Source organism: Streptomyces similanensis (assembly GCF_039543625.1).
Classification (GTDB): Bacteria; Actinomycetota; Actinomycetes; order Streptomycetales; family Streptomycetaceae; genus Streptomyces; species Streptomyces similanensis.
Genome location: NZ_BAABKC010000032.1, coordinates 38,063 through 60,910, shown reverse-complemented (window position 1 = coordinate 60,910; position 22,848 = coordinate 38,063). Strand labels below are relative to the sequence as shown.

The window sequence follows — 22,848 nt, the reverse complement described above, 5'->3', positions numbered from 1 at the left end:
AGCCGCCCCGAACGGCGCCCGGCGGCCGCCCGCGCCTCGATCAGCACCAGCCGCGCGTGCGCCTCCCACCAGGCCCGCCGCTGCCCCGCGAACAGCCGCACCGCCACCGCCGCCCGCGCCGTCGCCGTGTGCGGGTCGTCCGCCAGCCTGGCCGCCCGCGCCGCCGCCAGCAGCAGTTCCGCCTTGCGGGTCGACTGACCGCCCAGCCGGTCGAGTTCGGCGATCGCCGCGTCTGCCTCGGCCAGCGCCTCCGGGGCAAGACCGGCCGCCATCAGCACCTCGCAGCGCCGGATGTTCAGCATGAACGTCGGCGTGCCCAGCTTCGCGTACCGCTCCTCGGCCTCGTCGAGCAGCCGCAGCGCCGCCGGGATGTCACCCTGCCGGAAGGCCGCGAGCCCCCGGCTCTCCACCGCGTCCGCCTTGTCGTGCTCCTGGTCGGTGGTCTCCCACAGCGCCTCGGCCGCCGTGAAGTCGGCGTCCGCCCGCTCCACCGCCCCCAGCGCCAGGTGCACGGTGGCCCGCAGCGTCAGCGCCCGCGCCGTCCAGATCACGTCGTCCGCCTGCCGCAGCACCGGCACCGCGCGCCGTACGTCCTCCAGCGCCTCGCGGTGCCGGCCCAGCACCCACCACACGTACGCCCGCCGGAACAGCACCCGCGCCCGGGTGTGCCCCGTGCCGCGCGCCACGCCCCGCTCGAACGCCGCGAGGCCGAGCCGGGTGCGCCCCGCATGCACCAGCGCCACCCCGAGCGTGGCCAGCACGTCGGCCTCCCGCTCGGCCGAGTCCGCCCGCGCCGCGAGATCCCGGGCCCGCCGCAGATGCCGCAGCGCCAGCCGCAGGTCGCCGAAGTCGCGCTGCCAGATGCCGATCACCTGGTGCGCCACGGAACCGTGCAGCGGCGACGGGCCGGCCGCCAGCAGATCCCGGGCCCGCTCCAGCGCCTCGCCCGGGGCGGCGAACACCATCGGCAGCAGATCGAGGGCCGAATCGCCGCTTCCCGCTGTCACCCCTCGGATGGTAGTGCTCACTCCGGCACCGCCGCACCGGCCGACGCTGTATCAATCCGGCCGCCCGCGACTCTGACTGTCGACCGCCGCCCCACCGGGAGGACACTTCCATGGCGCCCCAGCGATTCCACGAGCAGTACGACCAGATCCAGCGCTCGATGCCCGACGTCCCCCTGGCCATGGGCCCCGACGACGCCGCCGAGTTCCTCTACGAGAAGGGCGTCGTCCTCGCCCGCGACGGCGAGGAGGCCCGCCTGGTCGAGGACGCCGTCCGCGGCCACTTCACCGAGACCGCCGGGCTGTCCGCCGACCGGGTGCGCCGCGCGGGCCCGAGGGCCGACCGCACCGGCGTCACCCGCATCCAGGTCGGCGACCCCGGCGACGGAGGCCGCGACGGCGACCGGGCCGTCGCCCACGCGCTGCGCGCGCTTCGCCCGCACGAGGGACGGGCCGGCCGGCGCCTCATCAGCCGCAACCACGTCGTCTCGATCACCTCGGTCAACGCCTGCCCCGGCGACGAGCCGGTGCCCGCGCCGTTCGGCCCGGGCGTCAACCCGGCGCCCGCCGACACCCCCTACGACGCCGCCGGCGCCGTGGGCGTCCTCGTCATCGACACCGGCCTCATGAACGACCACCGCTGTGTCCCGCTGCTCGCCCACACCCGCGGCGACGCCCAGCTCAAGGAGACCGACGAGCACGGCGTCCTGCAACAGTACGTGGGACACGGCACGTTCATCGCCGGACTGGTCGCCGCCGTCGCCCCCAACACCGACATCACCGTCCGCGGCACCCTCAACGACGCCGGCGCCATCCTGGAGTCCGACTTCGGCCACAAGCTCTTCGAGGCCGTCGACGCCGACGGCTGGCCCGACATCATCAGCCTCTCCGCCGGCACCTCCAACGGCCGCACCGACGGCCTCCTCGGCGTCGACGCCTTCATGCGCGAACTGCGCGCGCGGGGAACCCTGCTGGTCGCCGCCGCCGGCAACAACGCCAGCGCCACCCCGTTCTGGCCCGCCGCCTACGCCGGGCTGCCCGAGTACGCCGACACCGTGCTGTCGGTGGGCGCGCTGCGCGGCGACGGCGAACACGGCGCCTGCTTCAGCAACCACGGCGCCTGGGTCACGGCGTACGCCCCCGGTGAACGGCTCACCGGCGTCCTCACCGGCTTCGGGGCCCCGGTGCCCTACGTCTACCAGCACTCCACCTTCGACACCTGCCGGTTCGGCTTCACCTACGCCTGCACCTGCCGGAGCCCGCGCCACACCGGCCTGTTGAGCGAGGGCCCGGGCAGCGGCTCCGCCAAGGCGGACCAGGTGATGTTCGAGGGGTACGCGCAGTGGAGCGGGACCTCCTTCGCCACCCCGGTGGCCGCCGGCATGGTGGCCGCCCACATGACGGCCCACAAGGAACGCGACGCCCGCGCGGCCCGGCGCGAACTCCTGCGGGTGAACGGGGAGTACGCCGAGGTACGCGGGGCGCACGTGCCCGCGCTGCGCCCGCCGACCTGGCGCCCGGTCGCCGTCACGACTCCGGCGCCCCCGGTATGAGCACCGCCGCACCGCCGCGTCCCGCCCCCACCGCCCGCACGGGGACCGGAGCCCTCCCTTCCACGGCGTACGATTGCCTGCCGTACACGAGGGGTGAGTCCGTGGACCGTGCAGATGTCGGCACGCTCGTCCGGTCCGCAGTCGACGGTGACGCGGCGGCCTGGAAAGCGCTGGTGGAAGGGCTGAGCCCGCTGGTCTGGTCGGTGGTGCGCGCGCACCGCCTCTCCGACGCCGACGGGCACGAGGTCTACCAGACCGTGTGGCTCCGCTTCGCCCAGCACCTCGGGCGGATCAGGGAACCCGACAAGGCGGGCGCCTGGCTGGCGAGCACCGCCCGCAACGAGTGCCTGAAGACGCTCCGGAGCCTGAGCCGGCTCACGGTGACCAGCGATCCGCACCTGCTCGACCGGGTCAGCGAGGAGAGCACCCCCGAGCAGTCGCTGCTGGAGTCCGAAGAGGCCGCCGAGCAGAGCGAGCGGGTGCGCAGACTGTGGCAGGAGTTCGAGGAACTCGGCGACCGCTGCCGCCAGTTGCTACGGGTGCTGATCGCCTCGCCGCCGCCCAGCTACCAGGAGGTGTCGGCCGCGCTCGGCGTCGCCGTGGGCAGCATCGGACCACTGCGCCAGCGCTGTCTGCGACGGCTGCGCGCACGACTGGACGCACAGGGGACACGGTGAGCGACGACATCGACCACGAGGGCGAACACGGCGGCGGGCCGGGGGAGTTCGACGACGCGGTGCTGGAGGAGGAGCTGCGGCGGGCCGCCGCGGTCCTCGACCCCGTCCCGGCCCATCTGCGCCAACTGGCCGTGGAGGCGTACGCGTTGCACGATCTCGACGCGCGGGTCGCGGAGCTGACCTTCGACTCCCTGCTCGACGCGCTCCCGGTCAGGGGCGCCCTGGACGTGCCGCGCATGCTCACCTTCCAGGCGGGCGAGCTGACCGTCGACGTGGAGGTCACCGGGGACGGTCTGCTCGGGCAGGTGCTGCCGCCGCAGCCGGCCGCGGTCGAGGTGCTGCACGGCCCCCGTCCGGGAGCCCGGCTCGTCGCCGACGACCTCGGCAGGTTCGCCGGCGACGCCCCGCCCACCGGACCGTTCGCGCTGCGGCTGCGCACCGGCGCGGAGGTGGTGGTCACCGAGTGGCTGCGGGCCTGAGCACGCCGCTCAGGGGGTTGAGGAACATCGGAACGAAAACCGGAGCTAAGCCTCCCGTGCACCTGAGAGCGCTTTGACCTGGACTTATTCAAGGGCGGAGCCTTCAGCAGTCGTGTTGATCGTTGACTGTGTGGAGGTCCGGGGTGCCGGTCGAGTTTCTGACGGATGCACAAGCCGCCGCGTACGCGGCGTACGACGGGGCGCCGTCGCGTACGGAGTTGGAGCGGTTCTTCTTCCTGGACGACGCGGACCGGGAGCTGATCGAGGGCAAGCGGCGGTCCCACAACCGGTTGGGGTTCGCGGCCCAGCTCACGACCGCGCGCTACCTCGGGGTGTTCCTGGACGACCCGACCGACGTGCCGGCCGAAGTCGTCGGCTACCTCGCCGAGCAGCTGGGCATCGCGGACGCTTCGGCGCTGAAGGCGTACGGGGAACGGGAGAACACCCGGCTGGCCCACGTCCGTGAGCTGCGGAAGGTCCTGGAGTACACGGAGTTCGCCGAGGCGGAAGCCGAGTTGCGGGTGTGGGTGGACGCGCGGGCGTGGACGACCGGGGAGGGCCCGAAGGCGTTGTTCGACGCGTCGGTGGGGTGGCTGCGTGAGCGGCGGGTGCTGCTGCCCGGGGTGACGACGCTGGCGCGGCTGGTGGCTTCGGTGCGGGAGGCGGCGAACCAGCGGCTGTGGGACAGCCTGTACGGGCTGCTGAGCACCGGTCAGCGGGCGGTCCTCGACTCCCTGCTGACGGTGCCGCCCGGCGCGCGGGTGTCGGAGCTGGACCGGCTGCGGCGCGGCCCTGTGCGGATCTCCGGGCCTCAGATGAAGTGGGCGCTTGAGCGGGCGGCGGAGATCGACGCGTTCGGTATGGGTGAGCTGGACGTGTCCGGGATACCGCCGCGGCGGCTGGCGGAGCTGTCGCGGTACGGCGTGGACGGCAAGGCGTCCCTGCTGCGGCGCCACGGCGACTCGCGGCGCCTGGCGACGCTGCTGGCCACCGCGGTCTACCTGACGTCCAGGGCGGTCGATGACGCGCTGGACCTGCTGGAGGTGCTGATCGCGACGAAGCTGCTGGCGCGGGCGGAGCGGGAGACGGCGAAGCAGAAGCTGAAGACGCTGCCGAGGATGGAGCGGGCCGGGATCAGGCTGGCGACCGCGTTCCGGGTCGTGTTCGACACCACGAGCGAGCAGGTCGACACCGAGTCCGGGGAGATCAGTCCGCCGGAAGTGGCGACGCTGACGGCGATGTGGGAGCGGATCGAGGAGGTGGTGCCGCGCGAGGAGCTGGCCGCCGCGATCGCCGCGCTGTTCGAGCTGGCGCCGCCGATCGACTCGGACGCGGACGAGGCATGGCGGTCGATGCTGGTCACCCGGTTCCCCACCGTGCGGCCGTTCCTGGCGCTCCTCGTCCAGGTCGTCGACTTCGGCGCCACCCCGGAGGGCCTGCCGGTCCTCAAGGCGCTGAAGTCGCTGCCCGATCTGATGGGCCGCAAGAAGGTGAGCCCCGACGAGATCGACACGTCCCTGCTGGTGGGCTCGTGGCGGCGCCTCGTGCTGAGCGCGCCGCACCTGGAGGCGGGCACGGTGGACTGGAAGGCGTACGTGTTCTGCGTGCTGGAGTCCTTCCACCGGCTGCTGCGCCGGCGGGAGGTGTTCGCGAAGAACTCCTCGAAGTGGGGCGACCCGCGGGCGAAGCTGCTGGACGGCGAGGCGTGGGAGCAGGTCCGCCCGACCGTGCTGGCCTCGCTGAACCTGCCCGGCGAGGCGGGTGAGCACCTGGCGGCGCGGGCCGCGCTGCTGGACGGCACGTACCGGGAGGTCGCCGGGCGGGTGCCGGCGAACTCCCAGATCGTGTTCGACGACGACGGACGGCTGCACTTCGCCGCCCTTCAGCCGGAGCCCGAACCCGCCTCGCTCCTGGACTTGCGGAAGGCGGTGGAGGCGATGATGCCCCGCGTCGACCTGCCGGAGGTCCTGCTGGAGGTGTTCTCGTGGACCGGCGCCGACCAGGCGTTCACCTCGATCACCGGCGGCGAGGCCCGGCTCAAGGACCTGCACGTGACGGTCGCCGCGCTGCTGGTCGCGCACGGCTGCAACGTCGGCTACACGCCGGTCATCGGCGGGATCGACGCGCTGAAGTACGGCACGCTGTCCCACGTCGACCAGACGTATCTGCGGCTGGCCACCTACCGGGCCGCGAACGCCGCCCTCATCGAGCACCAGGAGTCCATCGGCCTCGCGCAGGCGTGGGGCGGCGGGCTGGTCGCCTCCGTGGACGGCATGCGGTTCATCGTCCCCGTCCCCTCGGTCTACGCCCGCCCCAACCCCAAGTACTTCGGGCGCCGTGGCGGCGCCACCTGGCTGAACATGATCAACGACCAGGCGGCGGGGCTCGGCGGGAAGGTGGTGGCCGGCACCCCGCGCGACTCCCTGTACGTGCTGGACGTCCTCTACGACCGCGACGGCGGCAAGCGCCCGGAGACGATCGTCACGGACACCGCCTCGTACAGCGACATCGTCTTCGGGCTCCTCACCCTGGCCGGGTTCGCGTACGCGCCGCAGCTCGCGGACCTGCCGGACCAGAAGATGTGGCGCGTCGACCGGACGGCCGACTACGGCGCCTTCCAGGACGCGGCCCGCGGCCGGGTCGACCTCGCCCGGATCGAGCGATGGTGGGAGGACATCCTGCGGATCATCGGGTCCATCCACACCGGCGCCGTGCGCGCCTATGACGTGATCCGGATGCTGTCGAGGGACGGGCGGCCGACCCCGCTGGGGGACGCGATCGCGCACTACGGGCGGATCGCCAAGTCCTTGCACATCCTGCGCCTGGCCGACGAGCCCGGCTACCGCCGCCAGATCAAGGCGCAGGCCAATCTCCAGGAGGGCCGGCACGCGCTCGCCCGGAAGATCTTCCACGGCCGGTCGGGGCAGCTCTACCAGCGCTACCAGGACGGCATGGAGGACCAGCTCGGCGCGCTCGGCCTGGTCCTCAACGCCGTCGTCCTCTTCAACACCCGTTACATGGACGCCGCGGTGAACCGGCTGCGGGCGGACGGCTTCGACGTCCGGGACGAGGACGTCGCCCGCCTCTCCCCGTTCGTGCGGCAGCACATCAACATGCTGGGCCGCTACTCGTTCCAGCTGCCCGACCTGCCTGGCGGCCTGCGCCCGCTGCGGGCCCCGGACACCACCGATGATGCGTAGGGAGGTACATCAGCATTCTCGGTGGCCGATTGGCCGTGCGGCTGGGGCCTCGGGGCAATCCGGGCACGGGGACAGTGGTGGACTTTGCTCAGCTACAGGGCCCCGGGCTCTGACTGCCCGTGGCGGTGCTATCTGTGCCGGTCTCGGTCGGCGGCGCTTCGACGGGGAAGAGGATCGGGCTGATCAGGTACTGCGTGCGGTCGGGTGACGGCTCGTTGGCCAGGTGGGGGGCGATCGCCTGCCGCATCCCGTCGATCATCCCGTGCAGTTCCCCAGAGCTGAGCCAGACGGCATGCTGCCGGTAGCCGACCATGTCGGCTACCGGGTCGGCCGTGTCGCGGTCGAGATACGCGGTGAATTCGGCAGTCAGGACCGCCAGAGCGGCGGCGAACGCCCTGCGATGGTCGTCGAGCGAGAGCGAATTGGCCATGTCTGTATTGATCGCCGCACGGTCGCGGCGCAGCCGGTAGCGGCGCTCGACCGCGCCGCGCACACGTCGCTCCAGGGCGACTTCCAGGACCCCGCCGGCTGCGAGCAGGTCGACGTGCCGGTAGACCGTGGCCTTCGAGACGTCCCGAATGCGGTCGCACAGGTCGGCGGTGGTCAGCTCCCTGCCGCCGCGCATCGCATGAACCACTCGCAACCGCACCGGGTGGGCCAAGAGCTCGAAGGCATCCATCCCGTAATGATCTCACACCGTGCTACCGTTCGCATTCATTGCGAAAGGTTGTGATGGGATGCCTGACGGCGCTGCGACAGAGTCCATGACCGGCTCAGAACTCGCTTGGACGCCACCGCCCTATGCCGAGCCCGGCCGCTTCAGCGAGCACGAGGTCACCGTCGGCACCGGCCCATTCGCGGTGTCAGGCACGGTGAGCGTCCCCCGCGGGCAGGCTCCCGGCCCCGGCATGGTGCTGCTCGCCGGTGGGGGGCCGTTCGACCGCGACGAGACCAGCGGGCCGAACAAACCGCTCAAGGACCTGGCCTGGGGGCTCGCCAGCCGCGGGACGACGGTGCTGCGCTTCGACAAGGCGACCTACGCCTACCGCGATGTGGCCGCGGCATCGGACCTGACGATGACGCAGGAATACGTGCCGTATGCCGTCGACGCGGTCGGCCTGCTCCGTAGCCACCGCTCGGTGGACCCCGAGCGGGTCTTTGTCCTCGGCCACAGCATGGGCGGCAAGGTTGCCCCCGCCGTCGCCGTCGCCGCACCCACGGTGGCGGGCCTGGTGATCATGGCCGGTGATACGCAGCCGATGCACCACGCCGCTGTCCGCGTCGTCAGCTACCTCGCTGCCCTGCTTCCCGACCAGATCCCACCCGCGGTCATCGAGACCTTCCAGCGGCAGGCCGCCCTGGTCGACAGCGCGGAGCTCACGGCTTCGACCCCCGCAGCGGATCTGCCGTTCGGCCTGTCCGCGCCGTACTGGCTCGAACTGCGTGACTACGACCCGGTCGCGATCGCGGCCGAACTCGGCAAGCCGATGCTCATCCTCCAGGGAGGACGCGACTACCAGGTCACCGTCGCCAACGACCTGGTTCGATGGCGGACGGGCCTGGCCGACCGCCCGGAAGCCGATATCCGTGTCTACGAAGCCGACAACCACCTGTTCTTTCCCGGCGCAGGACCATCCACCCCCGCCGAATACGGAACTCCGCAGCATGTCGACCTCGCCGTCATCGCCGACATCGCCCATTGGCTGAGCCACAGCCAGGGATGAGCGTTCGCGCCGCCTGTTAACCAGCGGTCGGCAGCCTCCAAGCGGGGTACCAGCACACTGCCGAACCCCGCGCATCGGGGGATGCGCCCCGCTCGCCCTCGCGACAGCGCCGACAGGCCGGGTACCGCCGAACTCAACGCCTGCCATCGCTCGGCGCGAGCAAACTCGTAACCTCGGCGATCGCCTCTGCCGAAGGGTGGAAATAGCGTCGGACGTTCTCCGGCTTCTTGTGCCGCGACTTGGCCATGAGCATCAGCAGGCTCGCCCCTCCCTCGCCGAGGTGGGTCAGGCCGGAGTGCCGCCACTCGTGCAGATCCCAGCCCGTGCCCGGCCCACCACCGAGGGCGGTGTGCTCGTCCAGCAGCATCCGGGCCTGCCCGTACGAAAGGCGCGCGAGTCCGGTGTCCGGACAGATATCGCGCGCGCTGACGACCTTGCCAGGGCCGGGCTTGCGATGAGTGACGAACACCGGGCCGCGCGTACGCCCCTTGAGTAGGCGAGGCAACAACCGGGCGGTACCAGCGTCCCAGTAGACCGTCTCCAGGACGAAGTCCTCGCGGATCGCGCCGCGCCGACGCGTACGAGGGCGGGCGCCCTTGCCCCTCACCGGGGCCCGGCGTCCGGCGAGGTCCAACTCCTCGATGTTGACACCCAGGATTTCCTCGGCGCGGGCGGTGGTCTCGTAAAGCATCCGCCACAGCGTCTTCTCCCGCAGGTGCACCTCCCGCCGCGCGATCAGCCGATCGATCGCCATTTTCGAGCGGGCCGGCGTCTCGGAGTCCGGCGGGGTAAGCCGCTTCGCCCAGACAGGGACCGCCGGGCCGTCGTACCCGCGCTCACCGCACCACCCCAGCCACGAGAGCACCGACGCGCGCCGGGCGTTCCAGGTGTTCACCGCAGAGGTGCCCCACAGCAGTTCCAGGGCTTCGCCGATCTCGTCGTCCGCCACGGACACCAGCGGCCGGCCCTCGCCGAGCCGCTCGGCGATCTTGCCCACCCCGATCGCGTAGTTGCGGACCGTGTTCGGGTTGCCGAGCGAGTCGAGGAAGACATCGGCCGCCGCGCGGACGGTCAGCGCCTTCCCGGCGGGCAACTGTATGACGGCGGGCACCGTTTCCCCCTTGCCGCAGATAACAGGGCCGCTTCATGTACGGCCTGGCGGCCGTTCCCGCAGGTCGCGATCAGCCTTCCCGCAGATAATAGGGCGTTATCTGCGGGACAACTTCAGACGGGTCCGGCCGCCGACGCTCCGTCAGCCGCCCACCAGGGCCGATCAAGGCTTAGCGCCGGTTTTCGTTCCGATGTTCCAAGCGCCGCCAATTGCATCTGATGCGAACTCGCGACGGTTCGCGAATCGTCGTGACCAACGGCGCCCACCAGCGTGCTGACCATCGAATTTGGCCCGGCCTGCTGGCAGCGACGGTAGCGACGGACGTAAGGACGACGCCAGCTGGTGTCACTCGTCCGGCTGACTGAACTGCGGTTTGTCCGTCGACTCGCATCAGATGCGGTTTTCTCGCATACGACGCGAGTGACGGAGGGTGGTGGACCGGTGGGGTTCAATGGGTCGGTTCCAGGTGCGGCACGGCTGCACCTGGTGGACGGAGTCGCGCTGCTGCGGCCGGAGGAACAGGTCTTCACCGCGATGTTGACCGGGTTCGCCAACCAGCAGCTCGCGCGGAATCTGGCCCGGACGACGGTGGAGGGCCGGGAGAGCACGGTCAAGACGTTCGCCGCGTACGTGAACACCTACCCGTGGCACTGGACGCCAGCGATGGTGGACGAGTGGCTCGGCGACCTGCGATCGCTGCGGGACCTGCGCCGTTCCACGATCCGGTCCTACTCGGAGGCGGTCCGCGCGTTCTGCCACTTCGTCACCGACCCGCTCTACGACTGGGCGGCCACGTGCGAGGAGCGGTTCGGCACCCACCCGGTCCAGGTCGTGCACGAGTGGAACGCCGCGGTGCACGTCCAGGACTACGAGGCCGACGCGAAGAAGCGCGCGTTCACCAAGGCCGAGCTGCACGCGTTCTTCGAGCACTGCGACGACGAGGTCGCCCGGATCAGGGCCTTCGGCCGCAAGGGCTGGCTGCCGGCCTTCCGCGACGCCACCCTGTTCAAGACCGCGTACGGCTACGGGCTGCGGCGCAACGAGACGCGGATGCTCGACGCCGCCGACTTCGGCCGCAACCCGCACGGCGCCGAGTACGGCGAGTTCGGCCGCTGCCAGGTCCGGTTCGGCAAGGCCAAGAAGGGCTCCCCGCCCAAGCGCCGCAGCGTGCTGACCGTGTTCGGCTGGACCCCCGATCTCCTAGACGAGTGGTTCACCGAGGTCCGCCCGCTGCTGGGCACCGACGGCAACCCCGCGGCCTGGCCGTCCGAGCGCGGGATGCGGATCGGCTGCCAGCGCATCAACTCCCGCTTCATCACTTACCGCAAGGCCCTGGGCCTGGACGACGGGCTGGACTACCACTCCTTCCGAAGGTCCTACGTCACCCACCTCATCGAGGACGGCTGGGATCCCCGCTTCGTCCAGGAACAGGTCGGTCACGAACACGCCAGCACCACGTCCATCTACACCTGCGTCTCTTCGGACTTCCGCACCCGCACCCTGCGCCGGCACCTGGACGCCACCGTCGCCGCCGCCCTCCAGGCCCAGAACGGAAGGCAGGCATGAAGCGCAAGGTCGGCTACACCTGGCGGTTGCGTGAGCTGATGGCCCAGCACCACATCTTCACCGCGACCGAGCTGGTGCCGCTACTGCGCGAACGCGGCATCGACCTGTCCGCCTCCCAGGTCCACCGCATGGTCTCCGGGACACCGGAGCGGCTGTCGCTGCAGGTCCTGTCCGCGCTCTGCGACATCCTGTCCTGCACCCCGGCCGACCTGGTGGCCACCACCGCCGAGAACGCCGGTGTCCGCAAGACCGCCACCGGCGACCTGCCCACCCCGCCCGCGAACGTCGCGAAGCTCCGGCCCCGCGCGGCCCGCATCCTGCCCGACGCATGAGCCACACCTACGCCACCGACGAGCAGTACGAACGCTGGTACATGGCCGAGTGCTGCCGCTGCGGCCAGCGTCGACACAAGTCCGGCACATGGCCGGACGGCTACGTCTGCCGGACCTGCTCGGACCGCGCGGTGCGAACACGAGGCACCTGCCCCGGATGCGGCCAGGACCGGGCCCTCCCCGGACTCCACCCCGTCGACGGCTGCGCGATCTGCACGACCTGCGCCGGCTTCTCCCAGACCTTCGACTGCTCGCGCTGCGGCTTCGAGGGCCAACTCCTCGGCGGCCGACTCTGCGAACGCTGCACCCTCACCGACCGGCTGACCGCCCTGCTGGACGACGGCACAGGCCGCGTCCGCCTCGCGCTGACGCCCCTGCTCACCCTGCTGATGGCGATGGACAAGCCCAGAAGCGGCCTGGCTTGGCTGGAGATGCGCCGCGGCCAGCCGGGAAACGCCTCGCAGCTACTGCGGCGGCTCGGGCTCGGCGAGATCCCTCTGACCCACGACGCCTTCCACGAGCTCCAGCCCTGGCGGGCAGCAGCTCACCTGGAAGAACTCCTGATGGCCAGCGGGGTCCTGCCCGCCGTCGACAAGTACATCTGCTCCTTCCAGCGATGGCTGCCCGTCCACCTGGCAGACATCGCCGATCCCGAGCACGTCAAGACGATCAAGCTTTTCGCGACCTGGCACGTCCTTCCCCACCTACGGCAACGGGCCGATCGGAGTCACATCACGCCGAGCGTCCGCCGCTTCGCAGCCGAGCAGATCAAGCACGCGACCACCTTCCTGCGGTGGCTCAGTACCCGGAACAGCACCCTCTCGTCCTGCGGCCAGCTCGACATCGACGCCTGGTTCGCCCAGAACACCGAACACAGCCGCACCTGCCTGAGGCCCCTCCTCAACTGGGCCAGGCAGAGCCGCCGTTGTTCACGCTCCCTGTCCATCCCCACCATGAAAGTCTCCCGACGGCCCGCGCTGAGCGAGACCGAGCGCCTGGCCGCACTCGGCCGGTTGCTGACCGACGCAGACACCCCGCTGCGCCTCCGTGTCGCCGGCGTCATCGTCCTTCTCTACGCGCAACCCCTGACCCGGATCGTCCAGCTGATGGTCGACGACGTGCTCCGCGACGGAGAGACAACGCTTCTACGGCTCGGGGAGCCCGCTTCCCCCGTCCCCGCACCAGCGGCAGCCCTGCTACTGGCATACATCGCGGACCGCGACAACATGAACACCGCCACCAATCAGTCGTCCCGCTGGCTCTTCCCCGGCCGACGGGCCGAACGGCCGGCCCGTCCCGACCACATGTCCTCACTCCTGGGCGAGATCGGCATCCCGGTCGCAGCCGCCCGCGGCGCCGCCATCCGGCAACAACTCCTCGAACTGCCCGCCCCCGTCGTCGCGGACGCCCTCGGCTACCACGACAAAACCATCAGCCGCCTCCTCAGAGAAGGCGGCGGGAGCTGGAGCCGATACGCCGCGGGCGATCACACGCGGTCACCGGTGGGCTGGGTGCCTCGGGGAACCCGCGACAGTTGAAAACGCGAGCCACCAGTATTGCCCCCAGTCAAAGGCCCTTCAAAACACGATCAAGTGCCGACCGGCCTGCGGGCCCCCAGTGCGGCTTGCCGCCGGGTAGGCCGTGGTCCCCGTTCTGCCCCACCAGTATCAGGAACAGGCTCTTCATCGCGGCCAGCCCGTGCGCCCGTCGGATCGTTGCCTCATCCGCCTGTGCGTAGCTGTTGAAGAACCGTGAGGCGCCCTCCGTGGGCAGCAACACCCAGGCGGCGGCGAGGTCCCATGCCGGGTCGCCGGCGAAGACGTCGCCGAAGTCGACGACGCCCGCCAGTGTGCCGTCCGCGACGACGACGTTTGCGGGATGCAGGTCACCATGCACCCACATCCGCGGGCCCTCCCACTCGGGAGCCGCAACCGCGTCGTCCCACACGGCCCGGATGTCGTCCTCGGCGAAGTGCCCGAGGTCCACGGCCCGCTGGAAGTGCTCGAAGCCGTCCGTGCACTCCTTGGGATGGCCGCCGCGGTCCGAGGCGTCCGGCGCGTCGGCGGGCGCCTCCACATGCAGCGCCTTGAGGAAGGCCGCCAGCGTGTCGGCCGCGTGGTCCCCGCGGGTGATCGAGCCATGGTCCAGCGGGGTGCCGTCAACCCATGTCACGACGGTCCAGATCTTGGGGAAACGCTCGGACGGTGCTCCGCTCCGCACCGGAGTTGGGATCGGAAGCGGCAGCCGCGAGGCCAGCACCGGCAGCCAGCGGCGCTCCTTGAGCTGCAGATCGGGGAGCTTGTCCATCCGCTGCATCCGGATGGCCAACTTGTCCCCGAGGCGCCACATCTGGTTGCCCCAGCCGCCCTCCACCTCACGGATGGGCAGTTCGGCCAGGTCCGGATGCTGTTCCCGCAGCAGGTCGCGGACCAGATCCTCGCTGATCTCAATCTCGGATTCGATCACGCGAAACCACAGTACTTGAGGCAGGTGGAGCCGGCCTTGCCCTTGGGAAGATCCAGTCCCCGATACACCGCTGGCAATCACACCCGGTCACCGGCGGGCTGGGTTCCTCGGGGAACCCGTGACAGTTGAATACGCGAGCCCACCAGTATCAACCCCCGCTCACCAGGTGACCGGCAGCGTCCGCGGGCCGCGGATCATCGTCTTGCGCCGCCAGGCGACCTGGGCGGCCGGGACCGCGAGCCGCAGACCGGGCAGCCGGTCCAGCAGCGTGTCGACCAGCAGCTCGGTCTGCAACCGGGCGAGGACCGCACCGGTGCAGTAGTGCGGGCCGTTGCCGAAGGACAGGTGCGGGGCGGCGGCGCGGTCGGGGTCGATGCGGTCCGGGTCCGGGAAGACGGCCGGGTCGCGGTTGGCGGCCAGGTACGAGACGTAGACCGGCTCGCCGGCGGCGATGCGCACCCCGTGCAGCTCCACGTCCTCCCGCGCGATCCGGGCCAGCCCCACGGTGCTGCGGTGCGGGATGTGCCGCAGCAGCTCGTCCAGGACGGGGCCGCGCTCGCCCGGCCGCTCCCGCGTCCGCGCCATCAGCTCGGGCCGGGTCAGCAGCAGGTACAGCATCTGGCCGCAGTTGTGGGTGACGGCCTCCCCGCCGATCTGCAGCGGACCGGCCAGGCCCACCGCCTCCTCCTCGCTGATCTCGCCGCGGCCCACGGCGGCGCCGAGCAGTGACAGGACGTCCTCGGCGCGGCTGTCCCGGCGGGCGCGGACGGTCCGCCCGATCCAGCCGTACATGCCCTCCTTGGCGCGGTCGGCGGCCTCGGCGCCGCCGCACATGGAGATGATCTGCCGGGTCCAGGCGTGCACCTGCTCGCGTTCGGCGGGCGGCACCCCCATCACCTCGCTGACCACCGCGAGGGGGAACGGTTCGAGCACCTGCTCGACCAGGTCGGCGGGCGGTCCCTGCCGGACCAGCGCGTCCACCAGTTCGTCCAGCAGCTCCTGGGCGCGGGGCCGCAGCCGCTTCATCGCGCCGACGGTGAAGGCCGCCGAGGCCGGCTTGCGCAGCCGGTTGTGGTCGGGCTGGTCGGCCCAGGCGAGCGAGCCGGGGCGCGGCTTGAAGTGCGGCGCCAGCCGGGTCACCTGCCGCCGGGTGACCTCCGCGCGGCTGAAGCGCGGATCGTTCGTGACGAGCTTCACGTCGTCGTAGCGGGTGGCCAGCCACGCCCAGCCCTCACCGTGGGGCAGGCGTATTCGGGTGAGCGGGCCTTCCCGCATCAACTCCCGGAGTACCGGGTCGAATTCCGTGCCCGCCAGTTCGAGGGCGGGCCAGTCGCGTGGGGGAGGGGGCGCCGTCTCCTCGGGGAGCGGGGCCGGCGGAGTGACCTGAATGGTAGGGGCGGCAGGGGCGGCAGGCCGCGGCGCCACCCGGTCGGGCGAGGGCGTGGTGATCTCCTGCGTCATACACCCACCCTCACCGCCCGTCACCCGCTTGTCGCGCGGAACCACTCCGGCGGGGAGCCATACGAGTGGCCGGCGCCCGGTTCGGACCTGCGGCGAGGTGCGCCGGGTTGCGGCTCCGCCCCCGGCCGGCGGGGCGCCGGGCGGGGGCGGAGCGGGGTGCGCGGGCGGCGCCGCCGTCGGGGACGGGGCGCGCCGGGCGGGTCAGTTCAGGGCGGCCAGGGCCTCGTTCCAGGTGGCCGACGGGCGCATGACCTCGGCCGCCTTGGCCGGGTCGGGCTGGTAGTAGCCGCCGATGTCGGCCGGCTTGCCCTGGGCGGCGATCAGCTCCTCGACGATCTTCTGCTCGGCGCCGGCGAGCGTCTCGGCGAGCGGCGCGAACGCCTTGGCCAGGTCGGCGTCGTCCGTCTGCCGCGCCAGCTCCTGCGCCCAGTACAGGGACAGGTAGAAGTGGCTGCCGCGGTTGTCGATGCCGCCGACGCGCCGGGTCGGGGACTTGTCCTCGTTGAGGAAGGTCGCCGTGGCGCGGTCGAGGGTGTCCGCGAGGACCTTGGCGCGGGTGTTGCCGGTGGCCTCGGCGAACTGCTCCAGCGACGGCACCAGGGCGAAGAACTCGCCGAGGGAGTCCCAGCGCAGGTAGTTCTCCTTGACCAGCTGCTGCACGTGCTTGGGCGCGGAGCCGCCGGCGCCGGTCTCGAACAGGCCGCCGCCCGCCATCAGCGGGACGACCGACAGCATCTTGGCGCTGGTGCCCAGCTCCAGGATCGGGAACAGGTCGGTCAGGTAGTCGCGCAGCACGTTGCCGGTGACGGAGATGGTGTTCTCGCCGCGGCGGATGCGCTCCACCGACAGCTCGGTGGCCTCGACCGGGGTGAGGATCCGGACGTCCAGGCCCTCGGTGTCGTGCTCGGTCAGGTACTCCCGGACCTTGGCGATCAGGTTGGCGTCGTGGGCGCGGGTCTCGTCCAGCCAGAAGACGGCCGGGTCGCCGGTGGCACGGGCGCGGGTGACGGCCAGCTTCACCCAGTCCTTGATCGGCGCGTCCTTGGTCTGGCAGGCGCGGAAGATGTCGCCGGCCGAGACGGTCTGCTCCAGCACCACGTCGCCGGCCTGGTCGACCAGGCGGACCGTGCCGGTGGTGGCGACCTCGAACGTCTTGTCGTGGCTGCCGTACTCCTCGGCCTTCTGCGCCATCAGGCCGACGTTCGGGACGGAGCCCATGGTCGAGGGGTCGTAGGCGCCGTGGGCGCGGCAGTCCTCGATGACGGCCTGGTAGACGCCCGCGTAGGAGGAGTCCGGGAGGACCGCGAGGGTGTCGTGCTCCTGCCCGTCCGGGCCCCACATGTGGCCGGAGGTGCGGATCATGGCCGGCATGGAGGCGTCCACGATCACGTCGGAGGGCACGTGCAGGTTGGTGATGCCCTTGTCGGAGTCGACCATGGCCAGCTCCGGGCCCTCGGCCAGCTCGGCGTCGAAGGAGGCCCTGATCTCGGCGCCCTCCGGCAGGTTCTCCAGGCCCTTGAAGATGCCGCCCAGACCGTCGTTCGGGGTCAGGCCGGCCGCGGCGAGCTGCTCGCCGTGGCGCGCGAACGTCTTCGGGAAGAAGGCGCGCACCACGTGGCCGAAGACGATCGGGTCGGAGACCTTCATCATCGTGGCCTTCAGGTGCACGGAGAACAGCACGCCCTCCTGCTTGGCGCGGGCGATCTGCGCCGTGAGGAACTCGCGCAGCGGCGCGACGTGCAGCACGGAGGCGTCGACGACCTCGCCCTTGAGGACGGGTACGGACTCGCGCAGCACGGTGGTGGTGCCGTCGTCGCCGACCAGCTCGATGCGCAGCGCGCCGTCCTCGGCGATCACCACGGACTTCTCGGTGGAGCGGAAGTCGTCCACGCCCATGGTGGCCACGTTCGTCTTGGACTCGGAGGACCAGGCGCCCATGCGGTGCGGGTGCGTCTTGGCGTAGTTCTTGACCGAGGCGGGGGCCCGGCGGTCGGAGTTGCCCTCGCGCAGGACCGGGTTGACCGCGGAGCCCTTGACCTTGTCGAAGCGGGCGCGGATCTCGCGCTCCTCGTCGGTCTTCGGGTCGTCCGGGTAGTCCGGCAGCGCGTAGCCCTGGGCCTGCAGCTCGGCGACGGCGGCCTTCAGCTGCGGGATGGAGGCCGAGATGTTCGGCAGCTTGATGATGTTGGCGGCGGGCGTCTTGGCCAGCTCGCCCAGCTCGGAGAGCGCGTCGGGGATCCGCTGGTCCTCGTTCAGGTACTCCGGGAACACCGCGATGATGCGCCCGGCCAGCGAGATGTCGCGGGTCTCCACAGGCACACCCGCCTGCGAGGCGTACGCCTTGACCACCGGCAGGAAGGAATACGTCGCCAGGGCCGGGGCCTCGTCAGTGTGTGTGTAGATGATGCTCGAGTCAGTCACCGGGTGCTCCGCTCCACGTCCACGTCTGCAACATTGCTCGACATCAAGATATCTCGTGATGGGCCCCGGCTCGACAGGGGTGGGCGACGGATGTCGCCGGGACGCGGTCGCGGGCCGCTCCGGGGCCGGTGCCGGGCGCCCGCCGGGCGGGCCGGTTCATCCGCCCGCCACCTCGCGTTCGATCCAGCGGCAGATCACGTCGACCACGTACGCCCGCTCGCCGCGGGTCAGCTCGTGGCCCTTGGGAATGCGGTGCCAGCGCTGGAGGCAGCCGCGGCAGCAGGTGGCGGTGGCGTGCTGGGCGACGAAGACCGGGTGCCCGCGGTAGGGGGTCTGCTTGCCGTCCTTGTACGGCTCGGCCGGCGCCAGCCGCTTCGCGACGAGATCGCGCGCGTGCCACCGCAGGGTGGCGGGCCCGTGCGACTCGGCCGTGACGAGGTCCCGGCCGCGCAGCTGGAACCTGGCCCGGAAGGGCTGCCGCCCGATGGCGTCGAGCCGCTGGTCGAGGGCGGCGTACGGGATGGGGGCGTCGGAGGAGGAAGTCATGCTCCTTCGAGCATAGGACCGTCCGCGCCCCGCGGCCCGCGCCGCCGGCCCGCGCCGTCAGGCGACCCCCGTGCCCGCCTCCACGTCCGTGCCGCCGCGCTGGTGCGGTATGGCCACCGTGCCCTGGTGCAGGGCGACCGTGCGGGTGGGGGCCGGGATGGTGATGCCCTCGTCGCGATAGCGGCGGTGCAGGCGCTTGATGAACTCGTGCTTGATCCGGTACTGGTCGCTGAACTCGCCCACGCCCAGGATGACCGTGAAGCCGATCCGGGAGTCGCCGAAGGTGTGGAAGCGGATGGCGGGCTCGTGCTCCGGCAGCGCGCCGCTGATCTCGTGCATCACCTCGGCGACCACCTCCAGCGTCACCCGCTCGACGTGCTCCAGGTCGCTGTCGTAGCCCACGCCCGCCTGCACCAGGATGGTCAGCCGCTGCTCGGGCCGGGTGAAGTTGGTCATGTTCGTCTTGGCGAGCTGCCCGTTGGGGATGACGACCAGGTTGTTGGAGAGCTGGCGTACCGTCGTCTGGCGCCAGTTGATGTCCTCGACGTAGCCCTCCTCGCCCGTGCTCAGCCGGATGTAGTCACCGGGCTGGACGGTCTTGGAGGCCAGGATGTGGACGCCGGCGAAGAGGTTGGCGAGGGTGTCCTGAAGGGCGAGGGCGACCGCGAGACCGCCCACGCCCAGGGCGGTGAGCAGCGGCGCTATCGAGATGCCGAGGGTCTGGAGCACCACCAGGAAGCCGATCGCCAGCACCAGTATCCGGGTGATGTTGACGAAGATCGTCGCCGATCCGGCGACCCCGGAGCGGGACTGCGTGACCGTCCGCACAAGGCCGGCCACGACCCGGGCCGCGGAGAGGGTGACCACGAAGATGACCCACACGGTCAGGATCTGGTCGACGTGGTGCCGCACGCCGCGGTGCAGCGGCAGGATCGCGGCGGCCGCCGCCGCGCCGCCCGCGATCGCCGCCCACGGCACCACCGTGCGCAGCGCGTCCACGATGACGTCGTCGCCGCTCCATCTGGTCCGCTTGGCGTGCTTGGCCAGCCAGCGCAGCAGCGAGCGGGACAGGAACGCCGCGGCCAGCCCCGCGGCCACGGCGATGCCGGCCAGGGTGAGATCGTCCAGGGTCATGGCGCGGTTCACCGGCGGCCTCCCCGGGGACGTGCCGCGGCGTACGAGGCCGCCGACGGCCGGATGTGAGGTTGCGTCACGTGGTCACCTGCTCGATTGCGGGATGTGCGAACGCGCCGCCGGTTTGCCGGGTGACCCGGGTGTTCCGGATACGGCGCGAGCGCTCATCCTGCCGCATCCGACCGCGCGGTCGGCACCGCGCCCGCCCGGGCCACCCCGCGCCCGCCCGGGCCACCCCGCGCCCGCCCGGGCCACCCCGCGCCCGCCCCCGATGGCCCGTCCCCCCCCGACGGCCCACCGCCCGGCGGCACTTCACCGCCCGGCGGCACTTCAACGCCCCGGCCCTCACTCCTCGCCGAACGCCCCGTGCCGTCCCGCCCCCGCCGCGAACCGGGCCGCGCCCTCGATGCCGGCCGCCAACACGGCCACTCCGTGGCGCAGTTCACAGCGCATCGCCTCCTCCTCGGACAGCCCCTCCTGGTCCAGGGCCGAGGCCCGGTCGCCGCGCAGGCACTCCTGCGGGAACCCGGCGATCCGGGCGGCCAGCAGCTCCGCCTCGGCGCGGGACCGCCCGGTCGGCACGACCCGGTTCGCGAGCCCCATCCCGTACGCCTCGCGGGCCGGCACCGGACGCCCGGTGAGGATCATGTCCATGGCGCGCCCGGCGCCGATCAGCCGGGGCAGCCGGACCGTGCCGCCGTCGATCAGCGGCACGCCCCAGCGCCGGCAGAACACCCCGAACACGGCGTCCTCCTCGGCCACCCGCAGATCGCACCAGAGCGCCAGTTCCAGCCCTCCGGCCACCGCGTGCCCGGCCACCGCCGCGATCACCGGCTTCGACAGCCGCATCCGGGTCGGGCCCATCGGGCCGTCGCCGTCCTCGGCGACCCGGTTGCCGCCCTCGGTGCCGACCGCCTTCAGGTCCGCGCCCGCGCAGAACGTGCCGCCCTCGCCCCACAGCACCGCCACCCTGGCCGTCCCGTCGTCCTCGAACGCCCGGAACGCGGCGGCGAGTTCGGCGGCGGTGGGACCGTCCACCGCGTTGCGGGCGGCCGGCCGGGACAGCACGACCGTGGTGACGTACCCCTGGCGTTCGACACGTACCGGCATGGGCGGCGGCCTCCTTCGGCGGGACGGGAACGGCAGGTTACTCCCCGGTCGTCCCGCCGCCCCGCGAACGATTGACCTCAACCAAGCTTGAGGTCCTACGTTCCTTCCATGAGCATGGAGACCACCGCCTGGACGCAGCTGCGCGGCGTCATCGACGCCCAGCAGGGCCACCGCCCCTTCGCCCGCGACACGCTGCGCCGCATCGGCGCGTTCGCCCGCCCCCACCGCCCCCGCATCGTCCGGTTCGTCGCCCTCGGAGTGGTCACCGCGCTGCTCGCGGTGGCCACCCCCGTACTCGCCGGCCGGGTCGTCGACGCGATCGTCTCGCACGGCGACCGCGCCGTCGTCGTACGCCTGGCCCTGCTGATCGCGGCGATCGCCGTGGCCGAGGCCGCGCTCGGCATCCTCGGCCGGCGGCTGTCGGCGACGCTCGGCGAGGGACTCATCCTCGATCTGCGCACGGCCGTCTTCGACCACGTCCAGCGCATGCCCGTCGCCTTCTTCACCCGCACCCGCACCGGAGCGCTCGTCTCCCGGCTCAACAACGACGTCATCGGCGCCCAGCGCGCCTTCAGCACCACCCTGTCCGGCGTGGTCGGCAACGTGGTCACCCTGCTGCTCACCCTCGCCGTCATGCTCACCCTGTCCTGGCAGATCACCCTGCTCGCCCTGGCGCTGCTGCCGGTGTTCGTGCTCCCGGCCCGGCGGATGGGCGCCCGGATGGCCCGCATGCAACGGGAGGCGGCCACGCTCAACGCGGCCATGGGCACCCGGATGACCGAGCGGTTCTCCGCCCCCGGCGCCACCCTCGTCAAACTCTTCGGCCGCCCCGAGGAGGAGTCCGCCCAGTTCGCCGCCCGCGCCGGCCGGGTCCGCGACATCGGCGTCCGCACGGCGACCGCGCAGTCGGTGTTCCTGACCGCGCTGACCCTGGTCTCCTCCCTCGCGCTCGCCCTCGTCTACGGCCTCGGCGGCTTCCTCGCGCTGCGCGGCTCCCTGGAACCGGGCGCCGTCGTCTCCCTCTCCCTCCTGCTGACCCGCCTGTACGCGCCGCTCACCGCGCTCGCCGGAGCCCGCGTGGAGGTGATGAGCGCCCTGGTCAGCTTCGAGCGGGTCTTCGAGGTGCTGGACCTCAAGCCGCTGATCGAGGAGAAGCCGGCCGCCCGCGAGGTCCCGGACGGACCGGTCGCGGTCGAGTTCGACGGCGTCCGCTTCGGCTACCCGGCCGCCGACAAGGTCTCCCTCGCCTCACTGGAGGAGGTGGCGAGCCTCGACACCGGCGGCGGCGCCGAGGTCCTGCACGGTGTCTCCTTCCGCGCCGAACCCGGCCGCACCGTCGCCCTGGTCGGCTCCTCCGGCGCCGGCAAGTCCACCGTCGCGGCGCTGCTGCCGCGCCTGTACGACGTCGACGCGGGCGCCGTGCGCGTCGGCGGCGTCGACGTGCGCGACCTGAGCGCCGCCGCCCTGCGCGCCACCGTCGGCATGGTCACCCAGGACGGCCATCTCTTCCACGACTCGGTCCGCGCCAACCTGCTGCTGGCCCGCCCCGAGGCGAGCGAGACGGACCTGTGGGACGCGCTGCGCCGGGCCCGCCTCGACGCCCTGGTCCGCGCCCTGCCCGACGGCCTGGACACGGTCGTCGGCGAGCGCGGCTACCGGCTCTCCGGCGGGGAACGCCAGCGCATGACCATCGCCCGGCTGCTGCTGGCCCGCCAGCGGGTCGTCATCCTGGACGAGGCCACCGCCCACCTCGACAACTCCTCCGAGGCCGCCGTCCAGGAAGCCCTCACCGAGGCCCTGGCCGGCCGCACCGCGCTGGTCATCGCCCACCGGCTGTCCACGGTGCGCACCGCCGACCTGATCCTGGTCGTCGAGGCGGGCACCATCGTCGAACGCGGCACCCACGACGAGCTGCTGGCGGCCGGCGGCCGCTACGCCGAGCTGTACCGCACCCAGTTCGCACCGCGCCCGCAGCAGGCCCCGGCCGCCCCGGCGCCCCAGGAGGCGATGGCGTAGCGGCCCCGGCCGGGGCGTGGGCCCGCCCCCCTGCGGCCGTCCCGGCCG

Annotated in this window: 18 protein-coding genes; 9 read left to right on the top strand and 9 right to left on the bottom strand. The window is 72.0% G+C overall.

What is annotated here, in order from left to right:
* On the bottom strand, window positions 1-965 hold a 965-nt coding region (locus ABEB07_RS10945), incomplete at its 3' end, for a tetratricopeptide repeat protein (protein WP_425588987.1).
* A gap of 152 nt (window positions 966-1,117) precedes the next feature.
* On the opposite strand from ABEB07_RS10945, the gene ABEB07_RS10940 reads away from it, so the two are divergent.
* The 4 genes from ABEB07_RS10940 to ABEB07_RS10925 all read left to right on the top strand — a co-directional run bounded on the left by ABEB07_RS10940 (window position 1,118) and on the right by ABEB07_RS10925 (window position 6,913).
* Entirely contained in the window at window positions 1,118-2,557 is a 1,440-nt protein-coding gene (locus ABEB07_RS10940) for a S8/S53 family peptidase (protein WP_345668092.1), read from the top strand.
* A 101-nt stretch (window positions 2,558-2,658) separates the two neighbouring features.
* Window positions 2,659-3,234 carry an RNA polymerase sigma factor gene (locus ABEB07_RS10935; protein ID WP_345668091.1) on the top strand — a complete coding sequence of 192 codons (576 nt, stop codon included), beginning with the start codon at window positions 2,659-2,661 and terminating at the stop codon, window positions 3,232-3,234.
* Window positions 3,231-3,713, top strand: coding sequence for a hypothetical protein (locus tag ABEB07_RS10930; protein WP_345668090.1), 483 nt, complete (start codon window positions 3,231-3,233; stop codon window positions 3,711-3,713). The genes ABEB07_RS10935 and ABEB07_RS10930 overlap by 4 nt, the downstream gene beginning before the upstream one ends.
* Before the next feature lie 143 nt (window positions 3,714-3,856).
* A complete protein-coding gene (locus tag ABEB07_RS10925; RefSeq protein ID WP_345668089.1) occupies window positions 3,857-6,913 on the top strand; it encodes a Tn3 family transposase in 3,057 nt (1,018 codons plus the stop codon).
* Between the two features lie 88 nt (window positions 6,914-7,001).
* Here ABEB07_RS10925 and ABEB07_RS10920 read toward each other — a convergent pair whose 3' ends face one another.
* The gene (locus ABEB07_RS10920) at window positions 7,002-7,592 is read right to left on the bottom strand and encodes a helix-turn-helix domain-containing protein (protein ID WP_345668088.1); all 591 of its coding nucleotides are present in this window, start codon (window positions 7,590-7,592) and stop codon (window positions 7,002-7,004) included.
* 85 nt (window positions 7,593-7,677) lie between these two features.
* On the opposite strand from ABEB07_RS10920, the gene ABEB07_RS10915 reads away from it, so the two are divergent.
* Complete coding sequence (locus tag ABEB07_RS10915) at window positions 7,678-8,637, top strand: alpha/beta hydrolase family protein (RefSeq protein WP_345668087.1); 960 nt, start codon at window positions 7,678-7,680, stop codon at window positions 8,635-8,637.
* Window positions 8,638-8,770: 133 nt separating this feature from the next.
* On the opposite strand, the gene ABEB07_RS10910 is transcribed toward ABEB07_RS10915, so the two are convergent.
* Window positions 8,771-9,748, bottom strand: coding sequence for a tyrosine-type recombinase/integrase (locus ABEB07_RS10910; RefSeq protein WP_345668086.1), 978 nt, complete (start codon window positions 9,746-9,748; stop codon window positions 8,771-8,773).
* Between the two features lie 441 nt (window positions 9,749-10,189).
* Here ABEB07_RS10910 and ABEB07_RS10905 point away from each other — a divergent pair, with 441 nt between their 5' ends.
* The 3 genes from ABEB07_RS10905 to ABEB07_RS10895 are packed head-to-tail and all read left to right on the top strand — an operon-like array spanning window position 10,190 to window position 13,184.
* A complete protein-coding gene (locus ABEB07_RS10905; protein ID WP_345668085.1) occupies window positions 10,190-11,314 on the top strand; it encodes a tyrosine-type recombinase/integrase in 1,125 nt (374 codons plus the stop codon).
* Window positions 11,311-11,646 (top strand): helix-turn-helix domain-containing protein, encoded by a 336-nt coding sequence (locus tag ABEB07_RS10900; RefSeq protein WP_345668084.1) that lies wholly within the window; start codon window positions 11,311-11,313, stop codon window positions 11,644-11,646. The genes ABEB07_RS10905 and ABEB07_RS10900 overlap by 4 nt, the downstream gene beginning before the upstream one ends.
* Window positions 11,643-13,184 (top strand): hypothetical protein, encoded by a 1,542-nt coding sequence (locus ABEB07_RS10895; RefSeq protein ID WP_345668083.1) that lies wholly within the window; start codon window positions 11,643-11,645, stop codon window positions 13,182-13,184. Before ABEB07_RS10900 ends, ABEB07_RS10895 begins: the two co-directional genes overlap by 4 nt.
* A gap of 28 nt (window positions 13,185-13,212) precedes the next feature.
* On the opposite strand, the gene ABEB07_RS10890 is transcribed toward ABEB07_RS10895, so the two are convergent.
* The 6 genes from ABEB07_RS10890 to ABEB07_RS10865 form a co-directional block, all read right to left on the bottom strand.
* Window positions 13,213-14,112 carry an aminoglycoside phosphotransferase family protein gene (locus ABEB07_RS10890; protein WP_345668082.1) on the bottom strand — a complete coding sequence of 300 codons (900 nt, stop codon included), beginning with the start codon at window positions 14,110-14,112 and terminating at the stop codon, window positions 13,213-13,215.
* 159 nt (window positions 14,113-14,271) lie between these two features.
* Window positions 14,272-15,573, bottom strand: coding sequence for a cytochrome P450 (locus ABEB07_RS10885; protein WP_345668081.1), 1,302 nt, complete (start codon window positions 15,571-15,573; stop codon window positions 14,272-14,274).
* A 201-nt stretch (window positions 15,574-15,774) separates the two neighbouring features.
* Window positions 15,775-17,994 (bottom strand): NADP-dependent isocitrate dehydrogenase, encoded by a 2,220-nt coding sequence (locus ABEB07_RS10880; protein ID WP_345668080.1) that lies wholly within the window; start codon window positions 17,992-17,994, stop codon window positions 15,775-15,777.
* Between the two features lie 156 nt (window positions 17,995-18,150).
* The gene (locus tag ABEB07_RS10875) at window positions 18,151-18,540 is read right to left on the bottom strand and encodes a DUF4186 domain-containing protein (RefSeq protein ID WP_176151370.1); all 390 of its coding nucleotides are present in this window, start codon (window positions 18,538-18,540) and stop codon (window positions 18,151-18,153) included.
* 57 nt (window positions 18,541-18,597) lie between these two features.
* Entirely contained in the window at window positions 18,598-19,686 is a 1,089-nt protein-coding gene (locus tag ABEB07_RS10870; protein ID WP_345668079.1) for a mechanosensitive ion channel family protein, read from the bottom strand.
* A 333-nt stretch (window positions 19,687-20,019) separates the two neighbouring features.
* Window positions 20,020-20,784: a crotonase/enoyl-CoA hydratase family protein gene (locus ABEB07_RS10865; RefSeq protein WP_345668078.1), complete on the bottom strand. Its 765-nt coding sequence runs from the start codon at window positions 20,782-20,784 to the stop codon at window positions 20,020-20,022.
* A 114-nt stretch (window positions 20,785-20,898) separates the two neighbouring features.
* Between ABEB07_RS10865 and ABEB07_RS10860 the strand changes: the two genes are divergently transcribed.
* Window positions 20,899-22,800: an ABC transporter ATP-binding protein gene (locus tag ABEB07_RS10860; RefSeq protein WP_345668126.1), complete on the top strand. Its 1,902-nt coding sequence runs from the start codon at window positions 20,899-20,901 to the stop codon at window positions 22,798-22,800.
* The last annotated feature ends 48 nt before the right edge of the window (window positions 22,801-22,848 follow it).